Raw genomic sequence first — 15,866 nt, 5'->3', positions numbered from 1 at the left:
CTTAGGGCCAGTTCTCCAAGCGCTAGTATCTATCGCTTCAGAGCTTACGGAAAAGCGGACCTTCGGGTCCGCTTTTTTGTTTCATTCAATGCCGGATTTCAGCCGCCCCAACTGCGGATGGACTTGCGGCTGATATCGAGCTGTTTTTCAGGCGATTGCTTGTAATAATCGGGTGCCATCCCGGAAACCCAGTCGCCATAGCTCGGATTGGGTAGCATGAAGAACTTCGTCCCGAAGGCTTCGCGATTGGCTTCTACGAATGTGCGTCGCTGCTGATTGTTCTTGTGATAGGTCGCAGCTCCAAAGTCGTTGAGATTGTCACCGACGTAAACGACAACATCAAAGCCATCTGCTTTGACAGCATCGAAACGGCTATGCTTTTTGGACTGACCGCTATTCAACAAAAGTGTTTTCGCAGATACGCCGGGGAACCCCAGTTTTCTTATGTTTGCTGCCGTTGGCTCAAATGACTTCGCATCGCGGTTCGTGACATAGAACATCGTGCCGCCATTCGCGTTGACATGTCTGGCAAACTCCACGGCACCTGCAATTGGACCTGCCTGTTCGGCAGCCATCCAGCGCGCCCATGTCTTCTCCGTGTAGGGCACGCTTTGTTTGACACGCCATCCGGCATAGGCGGTATTATCGATCATGGTCTCATCGAGATCGACGATCACAGCCTTCCGCCTTCCCTTTGTCGGTTTTACTGCATCGAAAGCCTGACGCGCACCGTTGAACGTCTGATAGGCCAGCGCATCATACTCGCCTGACTGCTGCATCCAGTTGATTGCGCTTACATTCTGCTGCTCGAGCTGAAATCTGGCCGTACGCTGATCCGTTGCACAACCCGCAAGGGAAGCAGAACAAGCAACAATGACCGAAATAGTAAGTAAAGTTCTTCGCATAATGTCCCTCTTTGAAAGAGGGACATTAGCGCCGATGAATTCCCGCGCCTCAATCGCCGATATGTGCCCTCAACATTGTGGGCGGCAGTGCGGCTTCATCACAGTTGCAAGCCGGTTCGATAGTCGTCATGAGTATAAAAAAGCTGAAGCCTCTCCGACCACTTTCACGAACGGATAAGCCCATGTCCTCGTCTGCAGCACCAAGCCGCTTTGCGGTCACACCGGAGCCTCCTTATCTGATCGTCACCTTCGCTTCGCAGCGTATCATCGGCGAGGATGATGGCTATGGCGAGATGGCGGTTCAGATGGGAGAACTTGCAGCGAAGCAGCCGGGCTATCTCGGCATTGAAAGCGCGCGCGACGCGGAAGGCTTCGGCATCACCAATTCGTTTTGGGCAGACGAAGCCAGCATCCATGCATGGAAGCGCGAAGTGGACCATCTGGTGGCGCAGAAGCTCGGACGCCAGAAGTGGTATGAAACCTATCGCGTACGTATCGGTCGCGTAGAGCGTGCTTATGGATTTGATGCCAAAAGCGAATGAAACCGCTATAGAAATCTAACCTTATCCGGGTAACAGCCATGCCTTCAAAGACTATCGACCACGCGATTACTGCCCGCAGCCTGACAAGCGCAGCAACGGACCCGACCCACGCCGGTGTATTGTCGTTCATGCGGCGTATGTACACGAAGTCGTTGAAGGGCGCAGACGCCGTTGTCTGGGGTATTCCGTTCGATGCAGCCGTATCCAATAGGCCCGGCGCACGTTTCGGTCCGCAGGCGATCCGGCGGGCGTCGGCGATCTTCGACAATGATCCGCAATACCCGTTCGAGCGCGACCTTTTCGAGAATCTCTCCGTCATCGACTACGGCGACTGCCTGCTCGACTATGGCAATCACACCAAGACCCCTGCCACTATTGAACGCGAAGCGACAAAAATCCTGAAATCGGATGCGTTTCTGCTAACGCTTGGCGGCGATCATTTCATCACATGGCCGCTGCTCAAGGCCCATGCCGCGAAATATGGTCCGCTGGCACTCGTTCAGTTCGACGCGCATCAGGATACGTGGTTCGACGATGGCAAGCGCATCGATCACGGCTCTTTCGTGACCCGCGCGGTGCGCGATGGCATTATCGATCCCGCTCACTCGATCCAGATCGGTATCCGCACGCACGCGCCAGAAGATTGCGGCATCAAGATCATTTATGGCCATGAGGTCGAGGACATGTCGGCGGCGGCGATTGCCGATGAAATCCTGAAACGCACCGATGGCAGGAAGACATATTTGACATTCGACATCGACTGCCTTGATCCGGCCTTTGCGCCGGGAACCGGTACACCGGTCGCAGGCGGACCGTCGTCTGCAAAGATGCTGTCCATCCTGCGCAAGCTGACGGCTCTTGACTTTGTGGGCGCGGATGTGGTCGAGCTTGCACCGGCTTACGATCATGCCGATATAACAGCAATCGCGGGAGCGACGATCGCAATGTATTATCTGGGCCTTCTGGCTGAGAAGAAAGAACGACGATGAGCCGCTTGTTCATAAATTGATTCAAGCAGCTCGAAAACTGATTCCGTATATTGTCGTAACTTTCTGAATTCAAAGGCAAAATGCATGAAACCGAAAATCTTCATCGATGGTGAACACGGCACCACTGGCTTGCAGATCCGCACCCGTCTGGCCGAACGCGACGATCTTGAAGTGATCTCCATTCCGGAAGCCGAGCGGCGCAACAAGGACTTGCGCGCCGACTATCTGCGCGCAGCCAATATTGCGATCCTGTGCCTGCCGGATGATGCTTCCAAGGAAGCGGTTTCCCTGCTCGAAGGCCACAACTCGACCCGCATCATTGATACTTCGACTGCTCATCGCGTGCACCCGGACTGGGCCTATGGTTTCGCCGAACTGGCCAAGGGCCAGCGTGAACGTATCGCCGACGCTCGCCTGGTCGCCAATCCGGGTTGCTATCCGACGGGTGCAATTGCGCTTGTCCGCCCGCTGCGCGATGCGGGCCTGCTGCCTGCCGACTATACGGTCAGCGTCAACGCCGTTTCGGGCTATACGGGCGGCGGCAAACAGATGATCGCGCAGATGGAAGACAAGAACCATCCGGAGCATCTTGCTGCAAACAATTTCCTCTACGGCCTGCCGCTCAAGCACAAGCACGTGCCGGAACTGCAATTGCATGGCCGTCTGGATCGCCGCCCGATCTTCAGCCCCAGCGTCGGACGCTTCCCGCAGGGCATGATCGTACAGGTCCCTCTGTTCCTGACCGGACTAGAGGGAACGCCGTCGCTTGCAAAGGTTCATGCCGCACTGACAGAGCATTATGCCGGTCAGGACATCGTTGAAGTCGTGCCACTTGAAGAAAGCACCAGTCTGGCGCGTGTCGATGCGGAAGAGCTTGCCGGCAAGGACGGTATGAAGCTTTTCGTCTTCGGCACTGAAGGCGATGGAGAGGTCAATCTGGTGGCGCTGCTCGACAATCTCGGCAAGGGCGCATCGGGCGCAGCCGTTCAGAACATGAATCTCATGCTCGGCAAAGTCTGATGATGAAGAAGCCGGTATTTCCTATCGAATGGAGTATCGGCTCATTCGAGCCTCTGGCGGATACGCATTCAAGCCTCGTCTGGAAGGTCGAACGCACTGATCATCCAGGCGAGGTTTTTGTCATCAAGCAGTTGAAACCAGCCGGAATGGAAGAGCTGCGCGGCGCGCATTATCTCGACTGGCAGAACGGCCATGGTGCGGCGCGATTATACGACCTCAATGGTACATCAATGTTGCTCGAACATGCGGGCGACTATCACCTTGATGAGCACCTGAAACGCGGCAAGGATGCCGAATGTCTGCAGATATTCGGCGAGGTTCTGAACGCGCTGCATACGCCCTCTCCCGCCCCGATACCGGCTGATTTGCAACCACTGGACAAGCATTTTTCCGGTCTCTTCGCCGTAACGAATGAAAGTCCGATCTATGCGGAAGGCACGGCGGTCGCGAAACACCTGCTGGCAACGCCGCACGAGGCCATTCCGCTACATGGCGATATTCACCATGAGAACATCATCAAGGGACCGCGCGGCTGGCTCGCCATCGACCCGCATGGACTTGTCGGCGACGCAGCGTTCGACGCGGCCAATATCTTCTACAATCCGCTCGACCGGGACGATCTCTGCCTCGACCTTGAGCGCGCCCGGCTCATGGCAGAGCATTTCGCACCGATCATCGGGCGCGAACCGGCTTACATTCTGGATTATGCCTTTGCCTATGGCTGTCTCTCAGCCGCGTGGCATCGTGAAGACGGCAACGACGCGGACGAAGCGCGGGAACTGAAGATCGCTTCCGCGCTCAGGCACCTGCGCCAGACGGTTTATCCTTCATAGGCACCTTTGGTTGCACGCCAGTGTGCAACCGCGAAAGCCAGCACGATCAGCGCAAAGAACTGGTGCGTCAGGCCCAGATGCAGTGGAACGCTCATCAGAAGCGTGGCAATGCCGATGACAGCCTGTATGAGAACCAGTCCGACGAGAACGATAGTGCGGCGCGCATGGGTCGTGCCCGGGGCCTGCTTCCAAACCTGCAAGGAATGCAGGACCGTCAGAACCAGAACCGTATAGGCGAACATGCGGTGCACGAACTGCACCGTCTTCGGGTTTTCGAACAGGTTGCGCCACCATGGCGACTGGATGAACAGGTCGGACGGGATGACGGCGCCATCCATCAGCGGCCAGGTGTTATAGGTCAGACCGGCATGAAGCCCGGCCACCAGACCACCCAGATAAATCTGCACTAGTACGGCAAACACGATCCATCCGGCAAAGCGCTGGACCGACCTTTCTGCCGGTCGCTCACTGTAGGTGACAAGCCCGCGCGCAATATAGAACACCGCTGTGATGATGATACAGGCTGTCGTCAGATGGATCGCCAGACGATACTGGCTGACACTTGTCAGCTCACTGAGACCGGAAGCGACCATCCACCAGCCGATAGCGCCTTGCAGGCCGCCGAGTGCAAGCAGGCCCAGCATGCGGTATTTGAGGCCGCCCTTGAGACGCCCTGTCACCCAGAAGAAAGCCAGCGGAACAGCAACCAGAAAGCCGACAAAGCGCGCCAGCATACGGTGCGCCCACTCCCACCAGAAGATCGACTGAAAGGCTTCAAGGGACATGCCCTTGTTGATCTGCTGGTATTGCGGAATCTGGCGGTACTTGTCGAACTCCTCCAGCCATTCGGCGTGGTTAAGCGGCGGAATGACACCATGAATGGGCTTCCATTCGGTGATCGACAGACCTGATCCCGTCATGCGGGTAGCCCCGCCGACCATCACGATGGCAATCAGCACGACGAACACCGCATAAAGCCAATAACGCACAAGGCGACGGTCGTGGTCCTCTTTCGATGACCTGGAACCCTGCCCTACACGCTGCGCCGTTGCTGCCGTCATGCCATTCACCCTTCAATATTGAGCCGAAGGATACATGCCGCATAGGCGAACCCGTTACAAGTTGCCACCACGCGACATGCCGCCGCGTTTTTGCCCTTTCGCTACCCCTTCTCACGCGCTAGTGATGTGCCGGGAAAAGGAGAACTGCGCCATGCCCGTTCGGCTGAAGAAACTGATCGGTACTTTTTTGCTGGTTTCACTGGTCATCATCTATGCGGTGTTCGCGACCATCATCGCCGTGGCGCATCTCGCTGAATCGAGCGCATGGGTGCACCTCCTTTATTTCTTCGTGACCGGCATTCTCTGGGTTCTGCCAGCCATGGGCATCATCTGGTGGATGGCGCAACCGCCACGCAAGAAGCAACATTAATCCCATTTGAGGATGCTGCAGACGATGGCGGGTGAAGTTGCAGCGTACATTCTTACAGATTTCAGCGATATTAGCCGGCTCTGGAGCGATCCCGCGGCTATTCACGGTGCGCCACAATCGTTCGCATGGATCGATAGTTGGCGCGCAATCGTCAATGCCGACAGTTTCGTCATCGGGCTCTTTGACGGCGATGGTCCAATCCTGCTCGTGCCGCTGGAAGTCGTAAGCCAGAGCGGCGCGAAAATTGCGCGCTATCCCGGCGGGAGCCACGCCAATTGCAATTTCCCGTGGCTGCGAAAGGAATATGACGGTGTCCTCGGACCCGAGATGGTCCGGCAACTGATCGAGAAAATCCGCAAAGCGCGGCCCGACATCGACGCACTGTCACTGACACGCCAGCTATCGGAACTGCAAGCCGTGACCAACCCGCTGCTCACTCTTAGAAAAGCGCCCAACCCAAATCCGGTTCTCGCCGCCTCGCTTGGTGGTGGCTTCGATGCCGTGCTTGATCGCGCCAATCGCAAGCGAAAGCTGAAAAAGCATCGCCAGCACAGTCGTCGCTACGAAGAAAGCGGTGGCTGGAGAATTGCGGGGCCTCAGAACCAAGCGGAATCAGACACGGTTCTCGATCTTTATTTTGCGATGAAGGCCCAGCGCTTCCGGAAGATGGGAATCCGTGATCCTTTCGCCGATGAGAATGTGCGCAATTTCTTCAAAGCTTTCTTCGGCGAAGGATTGGCGAAGGGGCGGAATCTGCATGATCTGCGCTTTCTTGAAGTTGGCGGAACCCTGCGTTCGATCATCGGAAAGCTGCTTGGCGATACAGGCCCTACCGTCGAGTTCTCCGCGATCGCAGAAGACGAACTGACTTCCGCCAGTCCGGGTGAATTTCTCTTCTTCGAGGATATCAGCCGCAGTTGCGACGAAGGCCGTTCGATCTACAATTTCGGTATCGGTGATGAGCCGTACAAGCGCGAATGGTGCGACATCGAGCTCACGATCTATGACACGCTGGTACCGCTTTCCGCCAAAGGAAAGCTTTTCACGGCGCTGCAATCAGTCCGCAATGCCATTGCCGGAAGTCTCAAGCGCAATCCGCGTCTTTGGGGCCTTGCCAAGACACTGCGCAGCAGGTTCGCAAGAAGGTAGAGGTGCTTAGCAATCTGATTCAGAAACAAGGTCTAAGACGCTGTTCCAGAATCGTATTTGGCAATCAGACGGTTTCGTCCATCAGAATGACGACGTCTTCATAACCACCCTGATCGAGATCGAGAGCAGCCAGCGCAACGCCCTTGTCATCCGGATCGACGATACTCATCACGACGGACGCAGGTCCATCGGCAATGCGTCGAATCTGCTCCGAAGATGACGGACCGCATTCCACCACAACAAAATCATAGACCGTTTCCAGCGCATCCAAAATGAGCGGTAACCGGTCGGCGGAACGCATGGCGGTTTCAGGATCGGCCTCACCCAGCGGAACGACATGCGCCTGCGAGAACCGGTCACTGTGGATGACCTCGTTGAAGCGGCGCTCGCCGGACAGAAGCTCGGTAATGCCGGGCAGATGCGTACCGTCCAGCATGGCAAGCCCGACAGTTCCCTGCGCGGTCATATCCACCAAAATTGCACGTTTTCCGCGGTCGGCGAATTCACGCAGCAGACGCACCGCTCCCGCTGATGCTTTATCGCCTTCTGGAGACACGACCACGATACGTTTCAGCTTTCCGCCGGACAGCAGATCGGCAACAGCCTCCACACCATTGGGATTGCGTGGTCTCATCTCGCGTTGCTTGGTCTCACCTTGCTTTATCATGGGAAACTCCTCCACGGATTTCCTCGTTTCGGAAACCGGCGGCTTCGCCGCAAACGGCATAGTCCATGAACGGCGTCGCGCCAGAATTGTTTCCTCGGAAACGCCATCACGGCGTTCAGCTCTGGACGGCGGCACGGCAGCCGCTTCAGCGGCAGCAGCAATAACCGGCATTTCGATTTCCTCGACGGCCGCAACCCTTTGACCATCCGTCGTCATGAACGCACGTCCGCTGAACAATTCACGCAAGAGAACGAAAATCGACAGCAAAAGCAGGCCAGCCGCAAAGGTTGAACCGACAATCGGCAATATCATTGGATAATAGGGAACTGCTGGTGCTTCGGCGGAAGAGAAAACCCGAGCATCAACCGGCACATAATTGCGGTCGGTACGCGACGCAGCTTCGCGATAGCGCGTCAGATAGGTTTCCAGAAGCTGGCGCTGTGCCGTCGCCTCGCGCTCCAATGCGCGCAACTCAACTTCCTGATCGCCCGCTTGCGCCGCCTGTGCCTTCACGCGGTTGAGTTCACGATTGAGTTCTTCTTCGCGCAGCTTTGCCGTTGAGACTTCATTATCAAGACTCGCAACGAGCTTGCGGCCTTCAATCCTGATCTGCTGGTCGAGATCGGCAAGCTGCGAGCGTAGTGCCTTGATGCGGGGATGCCCTTCCAGAAGTGTCGTCGAAAGGTCGGCGATCTGGGCGTTGAGCTGAATGCGTCTTTCCGCAAGGCGCTGCATCATGCCGGAAGCAACTACATCCGGCAGCGTATCGATGGGAGCACCGGAGGCCAGCGATTTACGAATGCTTTCCGCCTTTGCTTCTGCGGAAGCGCGGCTGGTGCGGACCCGTGTCAGTTCGGTCGAGACTTCCGAGAGCTGTTGTGTCGCAATCGTACTGTTGCTCTGCCCGGTCAAAAGCCCGCGCGAAGCACGATAATCCGCAACCTTCTTTTCCGCATCGCGAACGCGGTTGCGCAGATCGTCAATCTCGGGTGCGAGCCAGCCGGTGGCATCGTCATTCGACTCCAGCTTCGCGGCCTGCTGAAACAGGATGTATTGATTGGCAAGCGCATTGGCGATGGTCTTCGCCGTCTCAGGACTTGCCGAATTATATTGCACCACGATGACGCGCGAAGCGGTGACGGCAAAAACCTGCATATTCTTGCGAAGCTTCTGTAGAACGCGCTCTTCCGGGGTCAACCGTGCGGGATCGGTCCGCATGCCGAGCATGATGAGAACGCGGGTCCACGGCTTCACTTCCGTTGTCGTGAAGGCTTCGTTGCTGGTCAGCTTGAGTTCGTCGGAAACTTTTTTTAGGAGATCGCCGGAAGAGAACACTTCAACCTGGCTCTTCACGCCTTCGGCGTCGAAGACAGGTCGCTCGGCTGCTGTTTCGCCATTGGGGCGGGTATAGATGGATTCGCGGGCCTCGATCATGATGCGCGCTTCAGCGCGATAATCCGGCGTCAGGAGAAGGCAGATGGCCCACGCTGCTGCCGCCATGAGAAGCGCACCAACGACAATGAACAGCCAGTGACGGCGCAAGCTGGAGAACAGCGCGCCGATATCAATATCTGCGTCCCTTGATAACGGATCGACTTCTGCCATTCCCCATTCTCCATGGACTTCGCGAGTGCGCTTGCGCGCGTGATCGCTCTCGCCCGCGTGGGGTAATGCACCCCCGAATCTGGCCGGAAGGTAAAGGAACAAGGTAACCAGAGGGTTAAGCAGGATAAGTTCCCAACAGTTGGCGAGCTACAAAGATTTTGCGCAGATCCCTGTCTTCTTTACCAGCCATTAACCCTAATCAATCGATAACGCTTGCAACCGATATTCGTAATCGCGCTGTCAGTACCGCGTCGATTGCGTTCGTAAGAAATATTGCTTTTCGGAAGAACCGAGGCGGAAGATGACGGCGAAGACAATTCATAACAAGCGCAAAGGCCACGCTCTGCTCGTGGCGCTAGGCCTTGCCGCCATGACGCTTTCCGCATGCTCCAGCTATCGCCCTGCCCCGCCTGCGTTCCACGAGGCGCTGAACCAGCCTTACATGCTGGATGCTGGTGATCGCATACGTATTACGGTGTTCGAGCAGCCGAGCCTCACAAATACCTATAGCGTCGATCAGGCTGGCTATATCGCCTTCCCGCTCGTCGGCAGCATTCCGGCACGCGGCAAGACGTCCAAGCAGCTTGAAGGCATCATCGCATCAAAGTTACGTGGCGGTTATCTGCGTGACCCCGACGTCAGCGCGGAAATCGACCGCTATCGCCCGATATTTGTGATGGGTGAAGTCGGCGCCGCTGGCCAGTATTCCTATGTTCCGGGCATGACCGCGCAAAAGGCAATCGCCGCTGCTGGTGGTTTCAGCCCACGCGCCAATCAGGAGAATGTCGACATCACGCGCCAGTTCAACGGCAAGGTTCTGACTGGTCGCGTGCTGATTTCCGATCCAATCCTGCCGGGCGACACGATCTATGTGCGCGAACGTCTGTTTTGATGGCGATTGATGGCTGATGACACCAATGCCTCCCCACTGCGTATCATCCACTGTTTCCGCGAACCGACCGGCGGGCTCTTCCGTCATGTTCGCGATCTCGTGGGCCTGCAGGCGGAAAAAGGCCACGCGGTCGGCATCGTCTGCGATGCCACGACAGGCGGCCCGCGCGAAGACGCGCTTCTGGAAGAATTACGGCCAAAGCTCACGCTCGGCCTTCATCGCATTGCCATGCAGCGCCATGTCGGACTGGGCGACGCAGCGGCAGCGTACAAAGCATATCGCATCATCAAGAAATTGCAGCCGGACATATTGCACGGACATGGCGCCAAAGGTGGCGTCTATGCACGTTTGTTCGGCTCAGTCTTACGGGTTTTTAGGTCTCGCGTAGCCCGTATCTATTCACCGCATGGCGGTAGTCTGCATTTCGACCGGAAGACGCGCCGCGGCGGCGCTGTCTTTCTGGTTGAGAAAATGCTGGCTCCTATGACCGATGCAGTGATGTTCGTTTCCAACTTCGAAAAGCGTATCTACGAAGAAAAGGTAGGGCGGCCCTATGGCCTCCACGCCGTCGTTTATAACGGCCTGGCCGAGGACGAGTTCATCCCGGTTGCCGATGCGCCCGATGCCAGCGATTTTCTCTTTGTCGGCACGATGCGTGAACTGAAGGGACCAGACCTTCTGATCCGTGCCCTTGCGCGCCTGCGCGACCAGCACCAGCGCATTTTCACTGCAACGATGGTGGGAGATGGTGCGGAAAAGCCCGATTTCATCAACCTGACCGACGAACTGGGAATTTCCGGACAAATTCGCTTTCTGCCCGGAATGGCTGCGCGAGAAGCTTTTGCTTTGGGGCGAATAATGGTGGTTCCATCGCGTGCCGAAGCATTTCCCTATATCGTGCTGGAAGCGCTCGCCGCCGGAAAGCCTGTCATCGCCAGCAATGTCGGCGGCATTCCCGAGGTGTTCGGACCTCGTTCCTCGGCGCTGGTGGAGCCCGAGGAGGAGGCACTTGCGAACAGGATGCTGGACGCTGCAGATGATCTCACAACGTTTCGAGCCGCGATGCCGGAGGTGACCCGGCTGCACGAGCGCTTCAGCCAGCAATCCATGGCGCACTCGATCGAGACAATCTATTACGAGGCGCATCCGGATCGAGCCATCCCGGAAGACTGACGGATACTTCCCTCAGCCCACCATCGCAGCGAAGGGTTCGGACGCAGATACCGACCGCTCGAACTGTGACCGAAACCCGCCACGCGCCGCAAAATAGATATAGTGGAATGCGTCGGCACGCCCGCCGATGAGCGAAATATCCTCGCGTTGCCATTCCCAGGGTAGCATGTCGAGCTTGTCTTCGAATGGGTCTGATATGGTTGCCGACCAGAAAGCAGCAATGCCATTAGGCTTCAGTGCCCTTTTCACCAGCCTCAGACCGTCATCTTCATAGATTGCGCCATTGGCATCGCGGACGGTAAAATCCGGTCCATTATCCGTGTCCATCAATATGGCATCATATCGACCAGGCTCTGCGCGAAGAACATCCATCACGTCGGCGACCCGAACATCGACACGCGGATCGTTCAATGGATGGTTGGCCAGATGACCGATATGGGTCCGGTTCCACTCCACGATCTCGGGGACGAGCTCGCATACCGTGGCTCTGGCATCGGGTCCAAGCAGATCGAGTGCTGCCCGAAGTGTGAAGCCCATGCCAAGTCCGCCAATAAGCATATGCGACACTTTCCGTCCGTGCAGGCGAAGCGACCTTTCAGCCAGCACGGTCTCGGACTGGAAATTGACGTTGGACATCAATTCCAGGCCGTTATAGCGAATTTCATAGATGTGATCGCGTTTTCGCAACAAAATTTCATCGCCGGCATGATTGCCCGCTCTAGCCAGTTCGGCCCAGATAGTCATGATCAACCCTAGAGCGCCCTCCAAAACACTAGAACGGTTTAGATAAAGCGCTTTAAAACAAACAGTTAATGCGACCTTGAAAGATCGCAGCGTGAATTGCTGTCATCAGGATTTTTTGGGTCGCTGAGCGGTCAGGCGCGCAGCAACCCCATGACATCGTCTGATCTGGTGCCGATCAGGAGCGGAAACAAAGCTGGTCTGTTGGCGGCAACATGTGCCGAACAGTTTGACGGCAAAATGCCGCCCGCAGCTTTATCTTCCAACGGTTTCATATCACCGTCCTAGGCAATATAATGAGACAAGGCAAGCCTTGCACTGGCTTGGCTTGCGACAACTGGCGCGTATCGGTTCCTGCAGCCAATGCTGTATCAATACGGACGGAGATCATGCTATTTTAGCCGTTACTAACAGTAACAGCTTTCAACCGAGTATTTAATTGAGTGTTTACCTAAGTCAAAAGCTTGTCACGCGACATTTATATTCTGCTTAGGATTCTCGGTCTAATTACTACGCTGTCATTTTACGATCAGGGGCAATGTTGTGCGAGATAATGATGCGCTTTCTCCTTTTGGCCGCAAAGCCATAGAAGCCAGCAGCAAGCAGGAGACCGGACAAGATTCCAAGCCGAAAGGCCCGGTGAAGCTTAGCCCACTGGCGCGCCAGATGGCTAAACAATATCAGCACGATACGTTTTCGCCGCTGATGCTGAGCGGCGTCATGCGCATGGTGGAGTTCGGGCTTGTCTTTTGCTCCGGCATTCTGAGCTTTCTGCTTTATGTCGGCATCCGCACACATCTGGTTTTCTACTATCCCCTTATCATGGTTGTGGGCGGCGCGCTTTTTGTCCTGCTGATGGAAATCAACGACGGTTACCAGATCAATATATTGCGTAGTCCCGGTCGCTATCTGCGGCGGCTTTTCATTAGTTGGGCAGCCGTGCTTGGTACCCTTGCCATTGCCGGTTTTCTGCTCAAAGCATCGTCCGATTTCTCGCGCGGCTGGTTCCTTTATTGGGCGCTCAGCGCCTGTGTCCTGCTTTTAATTGCCCGTATCTTCGTCGCCTGGAAAATCAAGCGCTGGGCACGCAATGGCACAATGGAGCGCCGCGCTGTCATCGTCGGCGGCGGCCCCAATGCAGAAGCGCTTATCCGCTCGCTCGAACAGCAGCCCGACAACGATATCCGTATCTGCGGCATCTTCGATGACCGCGACGACAAGCGCTCTCCCCCCATCGTTGCTGGCTATCCCAAGCTCGGCAATATCAACGAACTGATCGAATTTGCCCGTATCGCCCACATCGACATGCTGATCGTATCGCTACCGATCAGCGCCGAAGCCCGCGTGCTGGCACTACTCAAGAAGCTATGGGTTCTCCCGGTCGATATCCGGCTGTCAGCGCTCAACAACCACCTGCGCTTCCGCCCGCGCTCCTATTCCTATGTCGGCGCGGTGCCGATGCTGGATATTTTCGACAAGCCTATCAACGATTGGGATTCTGTTGCCAAGCGCATCTTCGACGTTGCCTTCAGCATTGTTGGCATCGTTCTTCTGTCGCCGATCATGATCGGCACGGCGATTGCCATTAAGCTGGACAGCAAGGGCCCTGTGATCTTCAAACAGAAGCGGCATGGCTTCAATAATGAAGTTATCAATGTCTGGAAGTTCCGGTCCATGTACACCGAGATGTGCGACCCCACCGCCAAGCAGGCCGTTACCAAGAACGATCCTCGCGTTACCCGCGTCGGACGCTTCATTCGCAAAGCCTCGATCGATGAGCTGCCGCAGTTCTTCAATGTTCTCGCCGGTTCCCTGTCGCTCGTCGGCCCGCGCCCGCATGCAGTCGCCGCCCATTCGCACAATGTGCTCTATAATGAGGTGGTCGATGGCTATTTCGCGCGTCACCGCGTGAAGCCGGGTGTCACCGGCTGGGCGCAGATCAATGGCTGGCGCGGCGAAATCGACAATGAGAACAAGATCCGCATGCGCACAGAGTTCGACCTTTACTATATCGAAAACTGGTCGCTCTGGCTCGATCTGAAAATCCTGTTCCTGACACCGATGCGACTTCTCAATACGGAAAACGCCTATTGACCAGCATGGCGCAACGGTTTGACGGCAGTTCGCGTCCAGCCCTGATGCTGTCGGCAGATTTGGCGCGCAAACGCGCGCTCAACCGCCTCATCGCCAATATCGCAATCGGCTTCGGCGTTTTTCTGCTCGGCTTCGTGATGAGCGAGCCTGCGCCTTATGAACTCTATATGGTCGGCCTGATTGCGCTGGCACTATTGTTCGGATTGCGGCTGACCCGCACAAGTCTTGTGCTGCTCGCCCTGCTTGCTGTCTTCAATTTCGGCGGCATGATTTCGGTCATGCAGATGGCTGACGTCAAGAAAGCACCGCTTTATATCGCCGTCTCGCTGTTTCTGGCTTTCACATCGGTATTCTTCGCCGCTGTCATCGAAGGTGACCACCGGCGTCTGAAGACCATCTTCAACGCCTATCTTCTTGTCGGCGTGCTTTCTGCCGTCCTTGGCATTGCCGGTTATCTCAGCCTCTTTCCGGGCGCAGAAATCTTCACGCGCTACGGACGTGCGCAGGGCGCATTTCAGGACCCCAATGTCTACGGACCTTTCCTTATATTGCCGCTGACCTGGACGCTTTACCGCATCATGCGCGGGGGCTTTCGCGATATGGCCGTCTATCTGCCTTTCTGCTGCCTGCTGACGCTCGGCGTTCTGGTATCCTTCTCGCGCGCGGCTTGGGCGATGGTTCCCCTCTCCTTTGCCGTTCTGTTTGGCGTGCTCTTCCTGCAAAGCAACAGCAATCGTTTTCGGTTACGCCTGATAGTGATTGGTCTGCTTGCAGTTGTAACAATTACTCTCGCGATCCTGATTATTCTGCAAATCCCCGGCGTCGGCGATTTCTTCCGTGAGCGCGCGCGTTTCGAACAGAGCTATGACAGTGCAAGGCTTGGGCGCTTTGCGCGGCACTGGCTTGGAATGATCCTTGCAACACAGCATCCGCTTGGCATCGGGCCGCTCGAGTTCGGGCCGATGTTCGGTGAGGATACACACAATGTCTGGCTCAAAGCCGTCCTCGACTATGGCTGGATCGGCTTCATCGCCTTTCTGACGCTGACATTCCTGACACTCGGGATCGGTTTCAAGCTTCTGTTTCGCAATCGCCCCTGGCAGCCTTATCTTCTGGTTGCCTACGCAACCTATCTCGGGCATGTCCTGATCGGCAATGTCATCGACACCGATCACTGGCGCCACTTTTATCTGCTATTCGGGATCATCTGGGGTTGTGCAGGGCTGGAATACAAGTATCAGTTTTCGCTCAAACTTGGAGAACGCTCAGGAGAGCAGAAACTTGCAATTCGCGATATACGCCGCAGCAGCCCTCTTTGAAATCGCCGGATGCTTCGCCTTCTGGGCATGGCTGAAGCTCGACAAGTCACCGCTTTGGCTGGCACCCGGCATGGTATGCCTCGCATTGTTCGCCTATCTGCTCACCCTGATTGAAAGCAACGTGGCCGGTCGCGCTTATGCAGCCTATGGTGGCATCTATATCATCGCGTCGATTTTGTGGATCTGGTTTGCCGAAGGAGCGCGCCCCGATCGCTGGGATGTGGTCGGCGCATGCACGGCTTTTGCAGGCACATGCATCATACTTTTCGCACCGCGATCCTGATGCTCAGAACCATGCATGAATGTTATGTGCAATTTGCCAGTTTCGAGAAATTATCCCTTGCGTGCCAAGTCGTTATAATCTACGGCTTTCCCCGGCTCGGAGCGTAGCGCAGCCCGGTAGCGCACTTGACTGGGGGTCAAGGGGTCGTGGGTTCGAATCCCGCCGCTCCGACCATTTTTCTTCCCCAAACCTTTATTTTCATACGATCTTTCCTTTGCACACA

16 protein-coding genes and 1 tRNA gene are annotated in these 15,866 nt (G+C 56.2%); 12 read left to right on the top strand and 5 right to left on the bottom strand.

The window, feature by feature from the left end; genetic code table 11:
- Window positions 1–98 precede the first annotated feature (98 nt).
- Window positions 99–905, bottom strand: a complete 807-nt coding sequence (locus KWJ32_RS20650) for a 5'-nucleotidase, lipoprotein e(P4) family (protein ID WP_040129424.1) — start codon at window positions 903–905, stop codon at window positions 99–101.
- Between the two features lie 182 nt (window positions 906–1,087).
- Between KWJ32_RS20650 and KWJ32_RS20645 the strand changes: the two genes are divergently transcribed.
- The 4 genes from KWJ32_RS20645 to KWJ32_RS20630 all read left to right on the top strand — a co-directional run bounded on the left by KWJ32_RS20645 (window position 1,088) and on the right by KWJ32_RS20630 (window position 4,289).
- A complete protein-coding gene (locus KWJ32_RS20645; protein WP_029925081.1) occupies window positions 1,088–1,447 on the top strand; it encodes an antibiotic biosynthesis monooxygenase in 360 nt (119 codons plus the stop codon).
- Window positions 1,448–1,485: 38 nt separating this feature from the next.
- A complete protein-coding gene (speB, locus tag KWJ32_RS20640; protein ID WP_040129426.1) occupies window positions 1,486–2,436 on the top strand; it encodes an agmatinase in 951 nt (316 codons plus the stop codon).
- 84 nt (window positions 2,437–2,520) lie between these two features.
- Window positions 2,521–3,456, top strand: a complete 936-nt coding sequence (gene argC, locus KWJ32_RS20635) for an N-acetyl-gamma-glutamyl-phosphate reductase (RefSeq protein ID WP_040129428.1) — start codon at window positions 2,521–2,523, stop codon at window positions 3,454–3,456.
- Window positions 3,456–4,289 carry an aminoglycoside phosphotransferase family protein gene (locus KWJ32_RS20630; protein WP_080728154.1) on the top strand — a complete coding sequence of 278 codons (834 nt, stop codon included), beginning with the start codon at window positions 3,456–3,458 and terminating at the stop codon, window positions 4,287–4,289. The genes argC and KWJ32_RS20630 overlap by 1 nt, the downstream gene beginning before the upstream one ends.
- Here KWJ32_RS20630 and KWJ32_RS20625 read toward each other — a convergent pair.
- Window positions 4,277–5,350 carry a COX15/CtaA family protein gene (locus tag KWJ32_RS20625; protein WP_040129430.1) on the bottom strand — a complete coding sequence of 358 codons (1,074 nt, stop codon included), beginning with the start codon at window positions 5,348–5,350 and terminating at the stop codon, window positions 4,277–4,279. The two genes, KWJ32_RS20630 and KWJ32_RS20625, sit on opposite strands and share 13 nt — an antisense overlap.
- Window positions 5,351–5,501: 151 nt before the next feature.
- Between KWJ32_RS20625 and KWJ32_RS20620 the strand changes: the two genes are divergently transcribed.
- Together KWJ32_RS20620 and KWJ32_RS20615 are read left to right on the top strand one after the other, a co-directional pair.
- The gene (locus KWJ32_RS20620) at window positions 5,502–5,720 is read left to right on the top strand and encodes a DUF2842 domain-containing protein (RefSeq protein WP_010661115.1); all 219 of its coding nucleotides are present in this window, start codon (window positions 5,502–5,504) and stop codon (window positions 5,718–5,720) included.
- 24 nt (window positions 5,721–5,744) lie between these two features.
- Window positions 5,745–6,869 (top strand): GNAT family N-acetyltransferase, encoded by a 1,125-nt coding sequence (locus KWJ32_RS20615; protein ID WP_040130162.1) that lies wholly within the window; start codon window positions 5,745–5,747, stop codon window positions 6,867–6,869.
- A gap of 64 nt (window positions 6,870–6,933) precedes the next feature.
- Here KWJ32_RS20615 and KWJ32_RS20610 read toward each other — a convergent pair whose 3' ends face one another.
- The gene (locus KWJ32_RS20610) at window positions 6,934–9,141 is read right to left on the bottom strand and encodes an exopolysaccharide transport family protein (RefSeq protein ID WP_036588468.1); all 2,208 of its coding nucleotides are present in this window, start codon (window positions 9,139–9,141) and stop codon (window positions 6,934–6,936) included.
- 301 nt (window positions 9,142–9,442) lie between these two features.
- On the opposite strand from KWJ32_RS20610, the gene KWJ32_RS20605 reads away from it, so the two are divergent.
- On the top strand, window positions 9,443–10,033 hold the full coding sequence (locus KWJ32_RS20605) for a polysaccharide biosynthesis/export family protein (RefSeq protein ID WP_010661112.1): 591 nt from the start codon (window positions 9,443–9,445) through the stop codon (window positions 10,031–10,033).
- A gap of 9 nt (window positions 10,034–10,042) precedes the next feature.
- On the top strand, window positions 10,043–11,206 hold the full coding sequence (locus tag KWJ32_RS20600) for a glycosyltransferase family 4 protein (protein ID WP_040129433.1): 1,164 nt from the start codon (window positions 10,043–10,045) through the stop codon (window positions 11,204–11,206).
- A gap of 12 nt (window positions 11,207–11,218) precedes the next feature.
- On the opposite strand, the gene KWJ32_RS20595 is transcribed toward KWJ32_RS20600, so the two are convergent.
- Together KWJ32_RS20595 and KWJ32_RS20590 are read right to left on the bottom strand one after the other, a co-directional pair.
- The gene (locus KWJ32_RS20595) at window positions 11,219–11,950 is read right to left on the bottom strand and encodes a hypothetical protein (RefSeq protein ID WP_010661110.1); all 732 of its coding nucleotides are present in this window, start codon (window positions 11,948–11,950) and stop codon (window positions 11,219–11,221) included.
- A 131-nt stretch (window positions 11,951–12,081) separates the two neighbouring features.
- Window positions 12,082–12,222 (bottom strand): hypothetical protein, encoded by a 141-nt coding sequence (locus KWJ32_RS20590; protein WP_155243290.1) that lies wholly within the window; start codon window positions 12,220–12,222, stop codon window positions 12,082–12,084.
- Window positions 12,223–12,490: 268 nt separating this feature from the next.
- On the opposite strand from KWJ32_RS20590, the gene KWJ32_RS20585 reads away from it, so the two are divergent.
- The 4 genes from KWJ32_RS20585 to KWJ32_RS20570 all read left to right on the top strand — a co-directional run bounded on the left by KWJ32_RS20585 (window position 12,491) and on the right by KWJ32_RS20570 (window position 15,817).
- The gene (locus tag KWJ32_RS20585; protein WP_040129435.1) at window positions 12,491–14,041 is read left to right on the top strand and encodes an undecaprenyl-phosphate glucose phosphotransferase; all 1,551 of its coding nucleotides are present in this window, start codon (window positions 12,491–12,493) and stop codon (window positions 14,039–14,041) included.
- Window positions 14,038–15,360 (top strand): O-antigen ligase family protein, encoded by a 1,323-nt coding sequence (locus KWJ32_RS20580; protein ID WP_040129436.1) that lies wholly within the window; start codon window positions 14,038–14,040, stop codon window positions 15,358–15,360. Before KWJ32_RS20585 ends, KWJ32_RS20580 begins: the two co-directional genes overlap by 4 nt.
- On the top strand, window positions 15,323–15,643 hold the full coding sequence (locus tag KWJ32_RS20575; RefSeq protein WP_006466505.1) for a YnfA family protein: 321 nt from the start codon (window positions 15,323–15,325) through the stop codon (window positions 15,641–15,643). The genes KWJ32_RS20580 and KWJ32_RS20575 overlap by 38 nt, the downstream gene beginning before the upstream one ends.
- A 97-nt stretch (window positions 15,644–15,740) precedes the next feature.
- A tRNA-Pro gene (locus tag KWJ32_RS20570) sits at window positions 15,741–15,817 on the top strand.
- The last annotated feature ends 49 nt before the right edge of the window (window positions 15,818–15,866 follow it).

Source organism: Ochrobactrum sp. BTU2 (genome assembly GCF_024539785.1).
Lineage (GTDB): Bacteria > Pseudomonadota > Alphaproteobacteria > Rhizobiales > Rhizobiaceae > Brucella > Brucella anthropi.
This window is presented reverse-complemented; position numbering and strand designations above follow the sequence as displayed.

Excerpts from the sequence above, each read along its gene's own strand:
- KWJ32_RS20650 (WP_040129424.1), bottom strand. The coding sequence starts at position 905 with ATGCGAAGAACTTTACTTACTATTTCGGTCATTGTTGCTTGTTCTGCT.
- KWJ32_RS20645 (WP_029925081.1), top strand. The coding sequence starts at position 1,088 with ATGTCCTCGTCTGCAGCACCAAGCCGCTTTGCGGTCACACCGGAGCCT.
- speB (WP_040129426.1), top strand. The coding sequence starts at position 1,486 with ATGCCTTCAAAGACTATCGACCACGCGATTACTGCCCGCAGCCTGACA.
- argC (WP_040129428.1), top strand. The coding sequence starts at position 2,521 with ATGAAACCGAAAATCTTCATCGATGGTGAACACGGCACCACTGGCTTG.
- KWJ32_RS20630 (WP_080728154.1), top strand. The coding sequence starts at position 3,456 with ATGATGAAGAAGCCGGTATTTCCTATCGAATGGAGTATCGGCTCATTC.
- KWJ32_RS20625 (WP_040129430.1), bottom strand. The coding sequence starts at position 5,350 with ATGACGGCAGCAACGGCGCAGCGTGTAGGGCAGGGTTCCAGGTCATCG.
- KWJ32_RS20620 (WP_010661115.1), top strand. The coding sequence starts at position 5,502 with ATGCCCGTTCGGCTGAAGAAACTGATCGGTACTTTTTTGCTGGTTTCA.
- KWJ32_RS20615 (WP_040130162.1), top strand. The coding sequence starts at position 5,745 with ATGGCGGGTGAAGTTGCAGCGTACATTCTTACAGATTTCAGCGATATT.
- KWJ32_RS20610 (WP_036588468.1), bottom strand. The coding sequence starts at position 9,141 with ATGGCAGAAGTCGATCCGTTATCAAGGGACGCAGATATTGATATCGGC.
- KWJ32_RS20605 (WP_010661112.1), top strand. The coding sequence starts at position 9,443 with ATGACGGCGAAGACAATTCATAACAAGCGCAAAGGCCACGCTCTGCTC.
- KWJ32_RS20600 (WP_040129433.1), top strand. The coding sequence starts at position 10,043 with ATGGCTGATGACACCAATGCCTCCCCACTGCGTATCATCCACTGTTTC.
- KWJ32_RS20595 (WP_010661110.1), bottom strand. The coding sequence starts at position 11,950 with ATGACTATCTGGGCCGAACTGGCTAGAGCGGGCAATCATGCCGGCGAT.
- KWJ32_RS20590 (WP_155243290.1), bottom strand. The coding sequence starts at position 12,222 with ATGAAACCGTTGGAAGATAAAGCTGCGGGCGGCATTTTGCCGTCAAAC.